The sequence below is a fragment of the Streptomyces sp. NPDC048057 genome, from assembly GCF_040653095.1.
Lineage (GTDB): Bacteria > Actinomycetota > Actinomycetes > Streptomycetales > Streptomycetaceae > Streptomyces.
In genome coordinates, this window is sequence record NZ_JBEZNF010000019.1 from 26,300 (window position 1) to 41,184 (window position 14,885).

12 protein-coding genes and 1 pseudogene are annotated in these 14,885 nt (G+C 72.4%); 9 read left to right on the top strand and 4 right to left on the bottom strand.

Translation table 11 applies throughout. The annotated features are described in order from the left end of the window. Nucleotides 1–375 precede the first annotated feature (375 nt). Genes AB0E05_RS22525 through AB0E05_RS22540 form a run of 4 tightly spaced genes read left to right on the top strand, consistent with a single transcriptional unit; the run spans nt 376 to nt 3,635 of the window. Nucleotides 376–537 (top strand): hypothetical protein, encoded by a 162-nt coding sequence (locus tag AB0E05_RS22525; RefSeq protein ID WP_361966202.1) that lies wholly within the window; start codon nt 376–378, stop codon nt 535–537. After that, nucleotides 534–2,177 (top strand): choline/carnitine O-acyltransferase, encoded by a 1,644-nt coding sequence (locus tag AB0E05_RS22530; RefSeq protein WP_361966204.1) that lies wholly within the window; start codon nt 534–536, stop codon nt 2,175–2,177. Before AB0E05_RS22525 ends, AB0E05_RS22530 begins: the two co-directional genes overlap by 4 nt. Before the next feature lie 5 nt (nt 2,178–2,182). Next, nucleotides 2,183–2,989 (top strand): methyltransferase domain-containing protein, encoded by an 807-nt coding sequence (locus AB0E05_RS22535; protein WP_361966206.1) that lies wholly within the window; start codon nt 2,183–2,185, stop codon nt 2,987–2,989. Nucleotide 2,990: 1 nt separating this feature from the next. After that, nucleotides 2,991–3,635 carry a class I SAM-dependent methyltransferase gene (locus AB0E05_RS22540; RefSeq protein WP_361966208.1) on the top strand — a complete coding sequence of 215 codons (645 nt, stop codon included), beginning with the start codon at nt 2,991–2,993 and terminating at the stop codon, nt 3,633–3,635. A 475-nt stretch (nt 3,636–4,110) separates the two neighbouring features. Here AB0E05_RS22540 and AB0E05_RS22545 read toward each other — a convergent pair whose 3' ends face one another. Both AB0E05_RS22545 and AB0E05_RS22550 read right to left on the bottom strand, forming a co-directional pair. After that, nucleotides 4,111–5,178, bottom strand: coding sequence for a hypothetical protein (locus AB0E05_RS22545; protein WP_361966210.1), 1,068 nt, complete (start codon nt 5,176–5,178; stop codon nt 4,111–4,113). A 155-nt stretch (nt 5,179–5,333) separates the two neighbouring features. After that, the gene (locus tag AB0E05_RS22550) at nt 5,334–5,894 is read right to left on the bottom strand and encodes a TetR/AcrR family transcriptional regulator C-terminal domain-containing protein (protein WP_361966477.1); all 561 of its coding nucleotides are present in this window, start codon (nt 5,892–5,894) and stop codon (nt 5,334–5,336) included. A gap of 392 nt (nt 5,895–6,286) precedes the next feature. Here AB0E05_RS22550 and AB0E05_RS22555 point away from each other — a divergent pair, with 392 nt between their 5' ends. The 3 genes and pseudogenes from AB0E05_RS22555 to AB0E05_RS22565 form a co-directional block, all read left to right on the top strand. Continuing rightward, a complete protein-coding gene (locus tag AB0E05_RS22555) occupies nt 6,287–8,497 on the top strand; it encodes an MMPL family transporter (RefSeq protein ID WP_361966212.1) in 2,211 nt (736 codons plus the stop codon). A gap of 117 nt (nt 8,498–8,614) precedes the next feature. Beyond that, nucleotides 8,615–9,850, top strand: a complete 1,236-nt coding sequence (locus AB0E05_RS22560; protein ID WP_361966214.1) for a sensor histidine kinase — start codon at nt 8,615–8,617, stop codon at nt 9,848–9,850. Continuing rightward, nucleotides 9,847–10,500, top strand: a pseudogene (locus AB0E05_RS22565) (response regulator transcription factor); the annotation flags it as partial. The gene AB0E05_RS22560 and the pseudogene AB0E05_RS22565, both read left to right, overlap by 4 nt. A gap of 126 nt (nt 10,501–10,626) precedes the next feature. Here the strand turns inward: AB0E05_RS22565 and AB0E05_RS22570 are convergent. Beyond that, on the bottom strand, nt 10,627–11,301 hold the full coding sequence (locus AB0E05_RS22570; RefSeq protein WP_361966216.1) for a response regulator transcription factor: 675 nt from the start codon (nt 11,299–11,301) through the stop codon (nt 10,627–10,629). 105 nt (nt 11,302–11,406) lie between these two features. Then, nucleotides 11,407–11,859 (bottom strand): cyclic nucleotide-binding domain-containing protein, encoded by a 453-nt coding sequence (locus AB0E05_RS22575; RefSeq protein ID WP_361966218.1) that lies wholly within the window; start codon nt 11,857–11,859, stop codon nt 11,407–11,409. 191 nt (nt 11,860–12,050) lie between these two features. On the opposite strand from AB0E05_RS22575, the gene AB0E05_RS22580 reads away from it, so the two are divergent. Next, nucleotides 12,051–13,781: a GAF domain-containing protein gene (locus AB0E05_RS22580; protein ID WP_361966479.1), complete on the top strand. Its 1,731-nt coding sequence runs from the start codon at nt 12,051–12,053 to the stop codon at nt 13,779–13,781. A gap of 110 nt (nt 13,782–13,891) precedes the next feature. Next, the gene (locus AB0E05_RS22585; protein ID WP_361966220.1) at nt 13,892–14,875 is read left to right on the top strand and encodes an aldo/keto reductase; all 984 of its coding nucleotides are present in this window, start codon (nt 13,892–13,894) and stop codon (nt 14,873–14,875) included. Nucleotides 14,876–14,885: the final 10 nt, after the last annotated feature.

Here is a 14,885-nt window from a genome sequence, read left to right on the forward strand (position 1 = left end):
CCGTGGTCGCGTGGAAGACTTCCCGTCTGTGTCGTCCGGCGCCGGCGCACAACAGACCTGGGAAATCCCCCAACGAACCGCTGTCGACCTCGGTGGGTCCCACCGTTCCCCGGCGGTCTCGGCCGTGCGACGTGTGCATCCTTGCGACGCCCCGCCTCCAGGGCGTCGTACGACGAAACAGCGGGGACGTGCTGCCGGTGAGCCCGCGGGCAGTCGGTGGAAGGGCCCTTCGGAATCCGTCTCGCGCTCCGGATGAAGCCCTGCCCGGCGGCTCTGCCGCTCCCCGTGACGATCCTTCGCCGACGCGAGCGGCGCACTGAACTCCAGGTGGCCCGACGACTCGACGGGTGGGGCCGCGCGAAGGGACAGACGCCCATGGATCTGAGACGAGTGGCGGCCGGTCGACTCCCCACCCGCCGGCTCGACCGCCGCACGTGCCGGGTGGCCGGGCGGCTGAGTGCCGACGGCGTCGGGTCCGGCGAGCCCGCGGGCGAAGACCTGCAACTGGTCGAGCGGGCGCGCAGGGGGACGTGGTGAGCGGCGTACGACCGCCGTTGCCACTGCCGTCGCCGGAGGCGAGCTGCCGGCAGTACCTCCGGGCCGTCCGCCCGTTGCAGAGCGAGGAGCAGCACCGCACCACGAGCACCCTGGTGGAGAAGTTCCTCGCCGGGGATGCGCCGCTGGTGCACGAGGCGCTGGCGACGTGGGGGCGGACCACGGGGTCCGGCTGGCTGGCGCCGCTGTGGGCCGAGGCGTATCTGGAGGACCGTCGTCCGCTGCCGGCGCACCAGAACGCGGCGGGCGTGACCGAGCAGGCCCTGCGACCGACGGGGGTCGACCACGCCCGGTGGGTCGCGGCAGTGGCGCTCGCCGCGGTCGAGTACGCGGAGCGGGAGGTGGCCGGCGCCGGTACCGAGCCGGCGCTGACCCGAGCGGCCCGGCTGCCGGGAATCAAACGCGACACGGTCGTCGACCACCCCGGATCCGACCACTTCGTGGTGTTGCGCGGCGGCCGGGTGCACCGCGTGCAAGGCGGCGGCCTCGGGGCGCTGGCCGAGGTGATGCGGAGGATCCTGGCGCTGCCGCCGGCCGCTGGCGCGCCGATCGCCGCGCTGACGTCGGCCCGGCGGGCGCAGTGGGCGCTGTGGCGGAAGGTGCTGATCGACGAGGGCGGCCCGGGCGCGTACGCCCTCGACGCGGTGGAGAGCGCCGTGTTCGTGCTCTGTCTGGACGACGCGCGGGGGCAGAGCGCCGCTCGGGCCGCGCACCGCGTCATGGTCGGCCGCCCCGCCGATCGATGGCACGACAAGTCCTGGCAGATCGTGCTCGACGACGACGGGCGCATCGGCTTCACCGCCGAGCACTCCCGCGGTGACAACGCCAGCTTCCACCGCTTCGCCGCCCACATCCGGGACAGGTCCCCGACGATCGCGGTCTCGGCGGACCTCGGCCGGTCGGCCGTTCACCACAGGGAACTGCGCTGGGACGTAGGCCCCGGGCTCCAGCGGGCGGCGCACCGGGCGCAACGGTTCGCCGTCGCGCAGGGCGACGCGTTGACGACGGTCGCCGAACACGTGCCGGGCACGGGCAGGACCGTCAGCGGGTACGCGAGCGACCTCGTGGTGCACGTGGCGGCGCAGCTCGCCCACGTCGCGCTGCGGGGCAGGCCGGGTGGGGCGTACCAGCCGGTGGACATGGGGCGCTACACGGGCGGACGCACCGAGGCGATGCGTCCGGTGTCGCCGCAGCTGGTGGAGTTCGTCCGTCTGAAGGGCGAGAAGGCGCCCGACGACGTGCTGCGCGCGGCCCTGCGGCGCACCGCCCGCGAGCACCACCGCCGGCAGCTTGAGTGTCTGCGGGGCGCGGCTTCGGAGCGGCACCTGTTCGCCCTGGAGGTGTTCTGCGTCCACCTGCTCGGGCACCGTGCCGAGTTGTTCGACGACGCCGCCTGGCGGCAGCTGCACTCCGGCCTCGACGTGTCGACGACGTCGGTGCCGACGATGGGGGTCGTTCCCTTCAGCCCCGGCTCGGCCTCCGGCTACGGCCTGGCGTACGACATCGGGGCGAACGACGTCCTGTGCACCGTAACCACGCAGAGCAGCAGTGCCACGGACTTCGTGTCCGCACTGGCCGAGGAGATCGGCACCGTCACGGCGCTGGTGCGCAACCGGAGGTGACGAGCTTGTTCACCGAGCACGACACGGAGAAGTACTACGACCACCAGGACGATCTGTACCGATCGGTCTGGGATCCGGAGGGAGCACTGCACTACGGGTACTTCCCCGACCTCGGTGCCGCCCCGGCGGGGGGCCCGGCCGAGCAGCTCGTCGCCGCGTTCCGCGACTGGGACGAGGAGTTGCTCGCGCGCAGCGGGATCGACGAGGGTTCCGCCGTGCTGGACGTGGGGTGCGGGAACGGCACCACGTCGGTGTGGTTGGCGCGGCGGACCGGCTGCCGGGTGACCGGTGTCGACCTGAGCCTGGTCCGGGTGACCAACGCCGAGCGGCTGCGGGCGGCGCACCCCGAGGCGCGGGTGGCGTTCCACAAGGCGTCCGCACTGCACCTGCCGTTCCCCGATGCGTCGTTCTCGCACGTGTGGAGCCAGTCCACCCTGTACCACGTGCACGACCGGCCGCGGGCGCTCGCCCAGGTGCACCGTGTGCTCCGCAACCGCGGCGCGTTCGTCTTCGACGACCTCGTCACCCCGCGGACGCCCGTCAGCCCGGCGGCGCGCCGGCACGTCTACGACCGGTTGCTGTGCGAGCCGTCGTTCAGTGCGCACGGCTACGTGGAGCACCTGTCGGCCGCCGGGTTCGAGGTGGTGGAGGCGCGTGACCTGAGCGCGCACCTGCGGCGTACGTACGAGTTGTTGGTGAGCCGGGTGGCCGCGTTGGCGCCCGAGCTGACGGTCCCCTACCAGGCCATGATCGACGCGGTCGACGCGGGCGACGTCGGGTGGTCCTGCTTCACCTGTCGAAAGGCGGCCTGACGTGGCGAAGAACGTGGACGACTTGCTGTCGTGGATCTACGAGCCGGTGGAGCGCGGCGTCCTCGCGCGCAAGTACGACGCCTGGGCGGCAACGTACGACGACGACCTCGGGGCCGGGTACCGCGTCTCGCCGGTCGCGGCGGCCCGCGCGCTCGCCCGGGCGCTGCCCGACCCCGCGAGCCGGGTACTGGACGCGGGCGCGGGCACGGGCCTGTGCGGTGCGGAGCTGTACGAGCTGGGGTGGCGCAACGTCGAAGCGGTGGACCTGTCCGCGCGGATGCTCCAGGAGGCGCGCCGCAAGGGGGTCTACCGTGCGCACCACCGCTGTGACTTGGAGGAGGACGCCGCGTTCTTCCCCGCCGGGAGCTTCGACGGGGTCGTGACGGCGGGCGTGGTGACGCGAAGCCACGCCGGGCACCGGGCGGTGCGCACGCTCGACGGCTGGTTGCGGCCGGGCGGGGTGGCGGTGGTGGCGATCCGACGGGACTACCTGGAGTCGCAGGCGGAGTTGCGGGAGGTGTTCGCGGCGGTGCCGTGGGACCTCGAAGCGGTCGACACCGTCACGATCTTCGACGCCACGGAGATCGACGTCCGCACCTACCGCAAGCGGGAGTCGGCGCAGGCCGGCGCACGGGCGGCGGGCTGAACTGCACCGAGGCGCAACGGGTCCTCCCCTCCGGCGTCCCCCGCGCCGCTCCTCCGCCGCTGCGCAGGGGTGCCAGAGTGGGTGGCCGTCTCCCGTCCGATGTTCAGACACGTCCGTGGGAGGACCGCATGTCCCAGTCCAGCAGCGGAGCCGACGCAGGGCCTCGTACCGGTCGCCCGACGTTCGTCCTGGTCCACGGTGGGCACGCCAACGTTTCGGTCCGGTCGTCCTCGTCGGCTCCGGCGCCGGCGCCGGCGCCGGCGCCGGCGGGGCGACGATCAGCGGGGTGGGCAACGAGGTGCCCGAACTGCTGCACAACATCGTGTACGCGTCCGCCTGGTGCTGTGTGGAGCTGCCGAGCATGTCCGCGTACCTGAAGGCCACGGGCCATCCGGGCGACCCGCTCCCGATGATCAACTGGCGGACGGCCGATCCCGCCGTCCTCGCCGAACTGAAGCACGGCCTCATGGGCAGTTCATTGGATCAGGTCGGTGTGCGGATGTTCGGAGGAGGTCGGGCAGACGTAGATCTGCATGTTGTCCGTGCTGCCCACTTCCACCCCTGTCGGCTGCGCGGGGTCCTGTCCCGCGTAGTGAGGGGCAGCCGCGGCGGCCTGGTCTTCCTGCGGTGCCCAGCCGGGGCTTTGGTCGCCGTCCCACTCCCGGGAGGCGATCGTCAGCAGCGGGACCATCTGCGCCTCGCACACGGCGCAGTAGCGACGGTTCGGGTCGGTGCGGCCCCACGGGGGCCAGCCACCGACCTTCCAACCGGGTGCGTTGCCCAGATGGGTGGAATAGAACTCGCGCGGATACTCCGCGTAGGAGCTGTCGACTTCGGCCGCCTGCCACCTGTTCCAGTCATCCAGGATCAGCTGCAGCTCCGGGCTCAGGTCCAGGCTGTTGGGATAATCGGTGATCGTTTCTGGTGCCAGCACGCAGGGCTCCGGCACGTACCCCGGATGGTCTGCCTCGTAGGGTTCCGGTGGTGAGGCAAGTATGTCGCCGACTTCTGCGGCCGACCGCCAAAACAGCGCGGTCGCCGGTTTGCAGTCCGGTTCGTGCTCGTACGGGCACCAGAGGATCTGCAGCAGATCAGCCTGCCCAGGCGGCTGCAACAAGGGTATGTCACGCAGGAAGAGCTGGGCGACCGGCAACATCGGAACCGGGCATTCGGCGGGCCCGGGAGGTCCGGCGTCGAAGCGTTCAGCCAACCACGCGGCATTGCGCTCCTGGAGCACCTCCTCCTCGGACGTGAACACGGGAGGCCGGCCTTCAGGGCGCCACCGGGACTGCAGACGCCTCCGCAGCCGCACTTCGGTCGGGGACTGGCGGAATCCCGTGTCCACGTGCAGGTGCGCATCCTCGCAGTGCGGCCATGGCTCCTGTGCCGGCCACAGCAACGGGCCGCCGATCGAGCTGTCCCTGACCGAAGGCGACCCCGGCCGTGGGTGGAGCCGCATCGCAGGCCGCGCCAGGGGAGCCAGCTCGGGAAAGACCGCAGTCACATCCACAGGCCGCGGCGGAGTGGTACGCAGGAGAGCCATGCCGGTGATCCTGCCACCCGTCACCGACAGTCCCTGTCGCCTCGACCCGCGCCACCGCGCAACTGACGGCAACGCCCACCAACCCGTCCCCGATGACAGCAGGCAGACCAGGCCAGACCGAGCGGACCGACGAACGGACCAGCTGCGGACGGTCGTCACGTCTCGACGCGCTGCGCCAAGCCGTCCATGAGGAGGGCCAGCCCTGTCTCGAAAGCCGACTCCTGGTCGATCGCCGGGATGACCGGGTGGTCCGTGTCGGCGCCGAGGCCGGCGTCCGCCTGCTCCTCCAGGACGCACCCGACCGTGTAGCGGCTGGCGGCGAGCATCGCCATCTGGGCGTCCCGCTCGGGCAGACCGGATGCGAGCAGGAAGTCCATCTTGCGGGCGATCCGGTCGAGGTCTGCCCCGCCAGGCGTGCTTCCGGCATGCAGCCGCGCGCCGTCGCGACGCATCAGCAGGGTCCTCCGGAAGCTGCGCGTGTTCTCAAGGAACCAGTCCCGCCAGTGATCAGCGGGCTGCGGTAGCGGAGCCGCCGCATGGGGCGCCATGGCAGCGTCCGCCATGGCGCTGAGCAGCTCTTTCTTGCTCCGGAAGTGGTAGTAGAGCGACGGCTGCTCAACACCGAGGCGCTTCGCCAGCTGCCGGGTGCTGACAGCGTCCAGGCCGACCTCGTCGAGCAGGTCCAGCGCTGCTGCGACGACGGCTTCGCGGTTCATCTTCACTTTGACAACCTATCGGTGATAGGTGACGCTGCAAAGCGTGTCTATCGTCGATAGAAAAAGTGTGCGCCGTGGCGCACTGGCCGGCGAGATCAACGAGCGTCCCCGTGGCCTGCCCAAGAGCAGGCGGGCCGTCGACGCCGCTCTCTCACGACACTGGCCCGCCTTCCGCGCATCCCCGACCCGGGTGCTCCGTGAGGCGCAGTCCCCGCCCCGCTCGTACTGCCGTTTCAGTACGCCGCAGTGTCAGCAGGTGCGGGACGACGAGGACGCCCCCGGTCACGAACGCTGGAGGCATGGCTCCGGCCCCTGCGTTCACGCAGCTCACACGGCCGGTGCACAGCTCTTACCGCCGCACCTTCCTAGCCTCTCGACTGGAGCACCTCCTCATGGCTTCGTTGCTCTACCGACTCGGTCGGTTGTCCTTCCGCAGGCGCCGCTACTTCGCTTTGTTGTGGGTGGCGCTCCTGGCGGCGTGCGCCTTCGCCGCGGTGTCGGCGCCAGCAGCCGAGGACAAGGGTTTCTCGGTGCCGGGCACCGAGTCGCAGAAGGCCTTCGACCTGCTCGATGAACGCTTTCCCGGCCAGAACTCCGAGGGCGCCGACGCGCGGATCGTCTTCGCCGCCCCCGACGGGCAGAAGGTGACTGCCGGCGACACCAGGGCCGCGGTGGACAAGGTCGTCGACGAAGTCGCCGGCGGTCCTCAGGTGAAAGAGGCCCTGAGCCCCTTCAAGGACGACGCCGTCAGCAAGGACGGCACCACCGCATACGCGTCCGTCACCTACGACGCTCCGAGTGAGAAGCTGACCGAGGGCACGAAGAAGGCCCTCATGGACGCCGTCGAGAACGGCCGGAACGCGGGTCTGACCGTGGAGGTCGGCGGGTCGGCCGTGGATGCGGGCCCCGAGTTCGGTGGCATCACGGAGCTGATCGGCCTCGGTGTCGCAGCGGTGGTGCTGCTCATCACCTTCCGTGCGCTGGTCGCCGCCGGTCTGCCGCTGGTCACCGCGCTCGTCGGGCTCGGCGCAGGCATCTGCGCGATCATGGCCCTCGGCCTGCCCACCACGACGATCACCCTGGCGCTCATGCTGGGGCTGGCCGTCGGTATCGATTACGCCCTGTTCATCGTCTCGCGCTACCGGGCGGAACGAGCCGAGGGGCACCCGGCTGAGGAGGCCGTCGGCCGTGCGGTGGGCACCGCGGGATCCGCCGTCGTCTTCGCCGGAGCCACGGTCGTGATCGCTCTGGCCGGACTGTCGGTGGCCGGCGTGCCGATGCTGACCGAGATGGGGCTGGCCGCCGCCGGGACCGTCGTGATCGCCGTGTTGGTCGCGCTGACGCTGCTGCCCGCGCTGCTGGGCTTCTTCCCCAAGGCCGTCCTGCCCCGCGCACACCGCGCAGCACGGCAGCCGGCCGCCGCGGCGAAGGCGAAGGAGGCCGCGGGCAGCCGGTGGGCCCGCTTCGTCATCCGCCGCCCGGTGGCATCACTGCTGCTGAGCGTCGTGGGCCTGGGCGCCGTCGCCGTCCCGGCCATGGATCTGCAGCTCAGCCTGCCCGGCGACGAAGCACAGCCCACCTCGACCACCCAGCGCCGCGCCTATGACGCCCTCGCCGACGGATTCGGCCCCGGCTTCAACGGGCCCCTGACCGTGGTCATCGACGCCAGGAAGGCCGACAACCCGAAGGCCGCCGTTGCGCAGGCCGTCAAGGCCCTGAAAGCCACCGACGGCGTGGTGGAGGTCTCCCCGGCCGTGTTCAACAAGGCCGGCGACACCGCCATGGTCTCCGCCGTGCCCAGCACCGGCCCCAGCGCCACCGCAACCAAGGACCTGGTCAGGACCATCCGCGCCGAAGCGGACGGGGTGGCGGCCGACACGGGCGCATCCATGCTGGTGACCAGTCAAACGGCGATGAACATCGACGTCTCGAACAAGGTCACCGCCGCGCTCGCCCCCTACCTCGCGGTGGTGGTGGGTCTGGCCGTCCTGCTGCTGATGGTCGTGTTCCGTTCGGTGCTCGTACCACTCAAGGCAGCGCTGGGCTTCCTGCTCTCGGTCGCCGCAGCATTCGGCGTGATCGTCGCGGTGTTCCAGTGGGGATGGCTGGCGGACCTGCTCGGTGTCGCACACACCGGACCCGTGATGAGCATGATGCCGATCTTCCTGATCGGCGTGGTCTTCGGACTGGCCATGGACTACGAGGTCTTCCTCGTGACCCGCATCCGGGAAGCCTTCGTTCACGGCGAACGGCCCTCCCGGGCCGTCGTCACCGGATTCCGGCACAGCGCCCGCGTCGTCGTGGCCGCCGCCGTCATCATGATCGCGGTGTTCGCCGGCTTCATCGGCATGACCGACTCCATGATCAAAATGATGGGTCTCGGCCTGGCCTCCGCCGTCTTCTTCGACGCCTTCGTCGTCCGGATGACCATCGTCCCCGCGGTCCTCGCCCTGCTGGGCCGCACGGCATGGTGGCTGCCGCGCTGGCTGGACAAGGTGCTCCCGGACGTGGACGTCGAGGGCGCGAAGCTCACCCGGCGCCTCGAAGCCGATCCCGTCCTGCCGGCCCAGACCGCACACCGGGAGCAGTCAGCGCACGTATAGCCCTCATCGCGCCGCCGGGCTCCCTGTGCCGTCACGGGCAGCCCGGCGGCGCCCCGCGGCGGGGCCGGCCGTCGACACCCGAGCCACAACGAAGCAACGAACGCCCAAGGAGCCCGCGTGATCGCCGAACTGCGGCTGTGGACCCGCGGCCGTCCCCGGAGGGCCGATGCCACCCTCGCCGTGGCCCTGTTCACCATCACGGCAGTCACCACCGCCATGGACCCGCCACCCCACTTCGCGCACTGGCCGCCGCTGCCCGCGGCGGTCCTCGCCGCGGTCTCGGCCACCGTCTTCCTTGCGCACCGCAGGTTCCCGCGCCTGACGGTCACCGCAACCACCGCATGCAGCGCCGCCCTGGGCGCGATGGGCCCCTGGCTGGGCTACGAGTTCGGCTCCACCATCGCCGCCACACCCATGGCGGCGCTGTATTCCCTTGCCATGCGCACCGACCGACGCACCGCTGGCCGCGCCACCGGCGCCTGCGTCCTTGCCCTACTGACCGCCTCCGTCATCTGGGCACCGGACGACACACGCGTCCAGCCCGAGCAGGTCGGACTCGTCGGCTTCACACTCCTGGCCAGCGCCGTGGCCGACTCCACCCGCAGCCGACGCGACTACGTCACCGCCGTGGAAGCACGCGCCGAACTGGCCGAACGCACCCGCGAGGACGAGGCCCGGCTGCGGGTCAGCGCCGAGCGGATGCGTATCGCCCGGGAACTCCACGACGTTGTCGCCCACCACATCACCCTCGCCCACGCCCAGGCCGCAACCGCCGACTACCTGCTGGCCGCCAAGCCCGACCACGCGCGGCACGTGATGAGCAACCTCACCCCCACCCTGGTCTCCGCGCTCAGCGAACTCCGGGCAACCGTGGGGCTGCTGCGCCAAACCGGCGATGCCAACGCCCCGGCGGACCCCGCACCCGGCCTGGCCCAGCTCCCCGCGCTCCTCACCTCCTTCGAGCACGCCGGCCTGACCGTCCACCTCACCCGCGACGGCACTCAGCAGCCGCTGTCACCGGGCGTCGACCTCACCGCCCACCGCATCGTCCAGGAGGCCCTGACCAACGTCACCAAGCACGCCCTGACCACGACCGCCTCGGTCCACCTCGCCTACGCCGGCCGCCTCCTGACCCTCACCGTCAGCGACGACGGGCAAGGACAGCCCCAGACACGCGCAGCGGGTTACGGCCTGATCGGCATGCGTGAGCGGGCCCAGGCCGTCGGCGGACGCCTGCTGGCCCATCCGAAGCGCGGCGCCGGATTCGAGGTCATCGCGGAGCTTCCGACCGACGCTCCCCATCCCGCGAGTCTTCCGCCCACCGACCACGAGGACAAAGAGGACCACGAATGACCATCCGGGTGCTTCTCGCCGACGACCAGGCACTGCTGGCCGGTACCTTTCAGATCCTCATTGACGCCAGCGACGACATGGACGTCGTCGGCGTCGCGGGAGACGGCGTCCAGGCTGTTGCACTGGCCCGCGCCACCACACCGGACGTCGTGGTCATGGACATCAGAATGCCGGGCCAAGACGGCCTGGCCGCCGCAGAAGAGATCACGGGCGACCAGGCCCTCACCGACACCCGCGTCCTCGTTCTCACCACCTTCGAGACGGACGAGTACGTGACCAGAGCGCTGCGTGCCGGCGTGAGCGGCTTCCTGGGCAAGGGCGTCGGACCCGGTGAGCTCCTCAGCGCCATCCGCACCGTAGCGGCCGGGGACATGGTCCTGTCTCCCGTCGCGACCCACGCCGTGGTCACCCGCTACCTAGCGAGCCCCGACCCTCTGGCCGCAACGCCCCACGCGTTCGAGACCCTCACCCCCCGCGAACGCGAAGTCCTGGCACAGGCCGCCACAGGTCTCACCAACGAAGAGATCGCGGAACGCCTGTACGTCAGCCCGCTGACCGTACGCACCTTCATCCAGCGCATCATGACCAAACTCAGCGCCCGCCATCGCGCCCAACTCGTCGCCATCGCCTACCAAACCGGCTTCGTGCGCGTGCACCAGCCGCCTCAACCGGGTACGAGCACATGCCCCTCCAGCGATGAGTGGCCCCATGCGACGCCGCTGGTCCACGAAGCACCGGGGCACGCGGGGAGGCCGGGCGGCTGGTGGCCCCGGGCCTCATACCGGCGGCGGGAACCGCGTCGCGAGCACGGCCGCCTGGATGCGGCGCTCCACGCCGAGGGTCGCCAGCAGCCGGGAGACGCGGTTCTTGACCGTCTTCTCCGACAGGTGCAGCCGGCGCCCTATCTCACGGTTGGTCAAGCCGTCGCCGATCAGCGCCAGCAGTTCCCAGTCGCGCTCCGTCAGGCCCTGCGGCCGGCCGTCGTCGGCCGGGGCGGCGGGCGCGCGCAGGCTGTCCATCAGCCGGGCCGTGGTCGCCGGGTCCAGCGTCGACTGGCCCGAGGCCACCGTCCGTACGGCCGCCAGCAGGTCCGACCCCTTGATCTGCTTGAGGACGTACCCGGCGGCGCCCGCCATGATGGCGTCGAGCAGCGCGTCGTCGTCGTCGAACGAGGTCAGCATCAGACAGGCGATGCCCGGGACCTGCGACCGCAGCTCCCGGCAGACCGTGACCCCGTCGCCGTCGGGGAGCCGGATGTCGAGGACGGCGACGTCGGGACGGAGCGCCCGGCCGCGCGCCAGGGCCTGCCCGCCGGTGGCGGCCTCGCCGACGACCTCGATGTCGGGCTCGGCGTCGAGGAGGTCGGTCACCCCGCGCCGGACGACTTCGTGGTCGTCGAGGAGCAGGACCCGGATGGGGCGCTCGGCGGAGAAGGCTCTGACAGCGGTCACGGCGGTGGCTCCTGGGGAAAGAACGGTGTCGCTCCACGAGCCTGCCGTGCGCGGGCCCGTGGCGACAGGGGCCGAACGGCCCCCGTGGCGGCTGGCGGTGGCGAATCAGTGGGCGCGGCTGGAGCCGTACAGGTCCAGCAGTCGGCCGCGCGCCGCCTGGAGGCGGTGGGCCAGCACCGCGCCGACCCACATCGCGACCTCGTGGCCGAACCAGGGGTCGGCCTCGCACATCCGCCGCACCCGTACGGCGTCGAACTCCAGCGCCCGCACCGGGGTCATCGCCTCCGCTCCCAGGTGCCACACGGCGGGCGGGAACATCCACGACCAGCCGACGAGTTCGCCGTGGGACAGCGACTCCAGGACGGGCGAGCGGCGGCGGCCTGGCACCTTGATGTCGAGGGTGACCAGTCCGGTGCGCACCACCCAGAAGCGGTCCGCGCGGTCCCCTTCGTCGAAGAGGCGCTCGCCCTGCGCGAACTGAACCTCGTAAGAGGCGTCCGTCAGTTGGGAGCGGTGCTCCGTCGACAGGGCGCTCATCGTGGTCGTCGGCGTGCTCATCGGGGGTCCTCCTCGGTGGCGGTGCCAAAGCGGCCCCTTCAGGATCTCCGCGGGCCACCGGGTGCCGCAGGGGCCGAGCGGGCAGCGACCGGGGCCGAACGGCCCTGCCGCGTACGCTCGTTCGGATGGACGATACGGTGCACGTGCCCCGCGACCGGGGGCGGCGGGCGGCGGGAGAGGTGCGGGGCGGCATGGGCGACCACGACGGCGAGGGCCCCCGGCGGCCCCGGCTGCGCCTCGACGAGCTGCTGGACGAACTCCAGTCGCGCATCGACGAGGTCCGCGGGTCGCGCGACCGCCTCGACGGGCTGCTCGACGCGGTCATGTCGGTGGGGCGGGGGCTGGACCTGACGCAGGTCCTGCACGGCATCGTCGAGGCCGCGGTCACCCTGGTGGACGCCGAGTACGGCGCGCTCGGCGTGATCGGGCCCGGCACGGGCGGTCAGCGACTGTCCCAGTTCCTCACCGTGGGCGTCGACGAGGAGACCGTCGCAGCGATCGGCGCCCCGCCGCAGGGGCACGGCCTGCTCGGGGAGCTGATCCGCCGTCCCCAGCCGCTGCGGTTGGAGGACCTGTCGACCCATCGGGCGTCCGCCGGCTTCCCGCCCGGGCATCCGCCGATGCGGTCCTTCCTCGGCGTCCCGGTCCGGGTGCGCGACGAGGTCTTCGGCAATCTGTACCTGGCGTGCAAGCGCGGAGGCGCCGCCTTCGACGCGGAGGACGAGGCCGTGCTGTCGACGCTGGCCGTCGCCGCCGGGTTCGCGGTGGAGAACGCGCGGCTGTACGAGGAGGTGCGGCTGCGGGAGCGGTGGCTGGCGGCCGGGTCGGAGGTCACCAGCGCGCTGCTGTCGGGCGCGCCCGAGGCGGAGGTCCTGGAGGCGATGACCGGGCACGCCCGCGAGATCACCGGCAGCGCGTTGGCGGTGCTCCAGCTGACCGGCGAAGGCGGGGCGCCCAGGACGGCCGTCGTGCTCGGCGAGGGGGCCCGCGCCCACCGGGACCGGGTGCCGCCGCGGACGGGGACGCTGGCCGCCGCGGCACTCGCAGCCCGGGCCGCCCTCACCACGCCCGACCTCACCGACGATCCGCGGGAGAGCGCCGGGGCGCAGCGGTGGCGGGGCTACGGACCGGCCGTCGCCGTCCCCGTCGGTACCGACGGCGGCGAGTTGGGGGTGCTGTTGCTGGTCCGCCGGGCCGGTCGGCCGCCGTTCACGGACGCCGAGACCGCCCCGCTCTCCGGTTACGCCGGGCAGGCCGCGCTGGCGCTGGAGCTGGCGGCGCGGCGGCGCGACGCCGAACGGATGGCGCTGCTCGCCGACCGCGACCGCATCGCGCGCGACCTGCACGACCTGGCGATCCAACGGCTGTTCGCCACCGGGATGACCCTCCAGAGCACCCGCCGCTTCGTGGACCGCCCGGAGGGGGTCCAGCGGCTCACCCGGGCCGTGGACGACCTCGACGACACCATCCGGATCATCCGCTCCACGATCTTCGGGCTGCGCGAGCGCGAGTCGCCGCAGGGCGCGCAGGGCCTGCGGCGGCGTGCCGTGCACACCCTCGAACAGTCCGCCCGCACCCTCGGGTTCGCGCCGGCGCTGCGGATGGAGGGCCTGATCGACACCGACGTGCCGACCACGGTCGCCGACGAGGTGCCCGCCGTCCTCACCGAGGCCCTGGCCAACGTCGCCCGGCACGCGCGGGCCTCGCGCGCGGAGGCCGCGCTGATCGTCCGCGACCGGGCCCTGACGGTCGAGGTCACCGACGACGGTGTGGGCATCGCGCCGCCGACGGGCCGCCGACGCAGCGGCCTGGGCAATCTCACCGAGCGTGCGGAACGCCTCGGTGGCACGCTGACGGTGGGGCAGCGCACCTCGGGCGGCACCCGGCTGATCTGGCGCGTACCGCTGCCGGCGCATCGCTGACGGGCCGTTACGGCGACACCCGGGCCGTAAGGGGTCGCGGCCGGCCGCGACCATCGCCGATGGTGGTTCCCACGTCCGCTGGTCCGCGTCATCCGTCGGTGAGGAGCCCCATGCGCGCAGACGACTCGATCCCCCTCGGCCGGACCGGTCTGACGGTCAGCAGGCTCGGCCTCGGACTGGCCTCCATCGGGGGGCTGTTCCGGGCGGTGCCGCACGAGCGGGCCGTGGAGACCGTGCGCCGCTCCCGGGAACTCGGCATACGGCTCTTCGACACCGCCCCCGTGTACGGCTACGGGCTCTCCGAGACCCGTACCGGTGCGGCGCTCGGCAGCGAGCGGCGCGACGCCTACGTGCTGTGCACCAAGGTGGGGCGACTCATCGAGCCGGGCGGCCCGGACACCCAGCCGATCTGGGCCGGCGCGCCCGCGGGCCTCGGGGCGCGCCTGGACTATTCGTACGGCGGCGTCGTCCGGTCGCTGCACCAGAGCCTGGAGCGGCTGGGGCTGGACCGCGTCGACGTGCTCCACGTCCACGATCCCGAACAGGACTTCCCGCGCGCCGTCGGCGACGCCTACCGCGCCCTGGACGACCTGCGGCGCGCCGGGGTCATCGGGGCGGTCTCCCTCGGGGTGAACCACGCCGACGTGGCCGTGCGCTTCCTGCGCGAGGCGTCGGCGCCCGGGCCGGACTGCGTGATGTTGGCCGGCCGGTGGAGCCTGCTCGACCAGTCCGGGCTCGACGCGCTGCTACCGCTGTGCCAGGAGCGCGGCGTGGCGGTCCTGGCCGCCGGCGTGCTCCAGTCCGGGCTGCTGCTCGATCCGCGGCCGGGCGCGCCGCACGGGCACGAGCACGTTCCGCCCGCGTTGGCCGCCCGGGTGCAGGCCGTGCACGAGGCGTGTGCGCGCCACGGCGTACCGCCGACTGCCGCGGCGCTCCAGTTCCCCTTCACGCACCCCGCCGTGGCGGCCGTCGTCGTCGGGGCGCGCTCACCGGAGGAGATCGAGGATTCGGCCGCTTCGCTCGCCCGCCCCGTTCCCGACCGGCTGTGGTCGGACCTGCGGGACGCCGGCGTCATCCCGTGCGGCTCGGGGTGAGGGACCGGGC

What these genes read in the sequence shown, in the direction of transcription:
- AB0E05_RS22525 (WP_361966202.1), top strand. Translation starts at nt 376, where the DNA reads ATGGATCTGAGACGAGTGGCGGCCGGTCGACTCCCCACCCGCCGGCTC.
- AB0E05_RS22545 (WP_361966210.1), bottom strand. Translation starts at nt 5,178, where the DNA reads ATGGCTCTCCTGCGTACCACTCCGCCGCGGCCTGTGGATGTGACTGCG.
- AB0E05_RS22550 (WP_361966477.1), bottom strand. Translation starts at nt 5,894, where the DNA reads ATGAACCGCGAAGCCGTCGTCGCAGCAGCGCTGGACCTGCTCGACGAG.
- AB0E05_RS22555 (WP_361966212.1), top strand. Translation starts at nt 6,287, where the DNA reads ATGGCTTCGTTGCTCTACCGACTCGGTCGGTTGTCCTTCCGCAGGCGC.
- AB0E05_RS22575 (WP_361966218.1), bottom strand. Translation starts at nt 11,859, where the DNA reads ATGAGCACGCCGACGACCACGATGAGCGCCCTGTCGACGGAGCACCGC.
- AB0E05_RS22580 (WP_361966479.1), top strand. Translation starts at nt 12,051, where the DNA reads ATGGGCGACCACGACGGCGAGGGCCCCCGGCGGCCCCGGCTGCGCCTC.
- AB0E05_RS22585 (WP_361966220.1), top strand. Translation starts at nt 13,892, where the DNA reads ATGCGCGCAGACGACTCGATCCCCCTCGGCCGGACCGGTCTGACGGTC.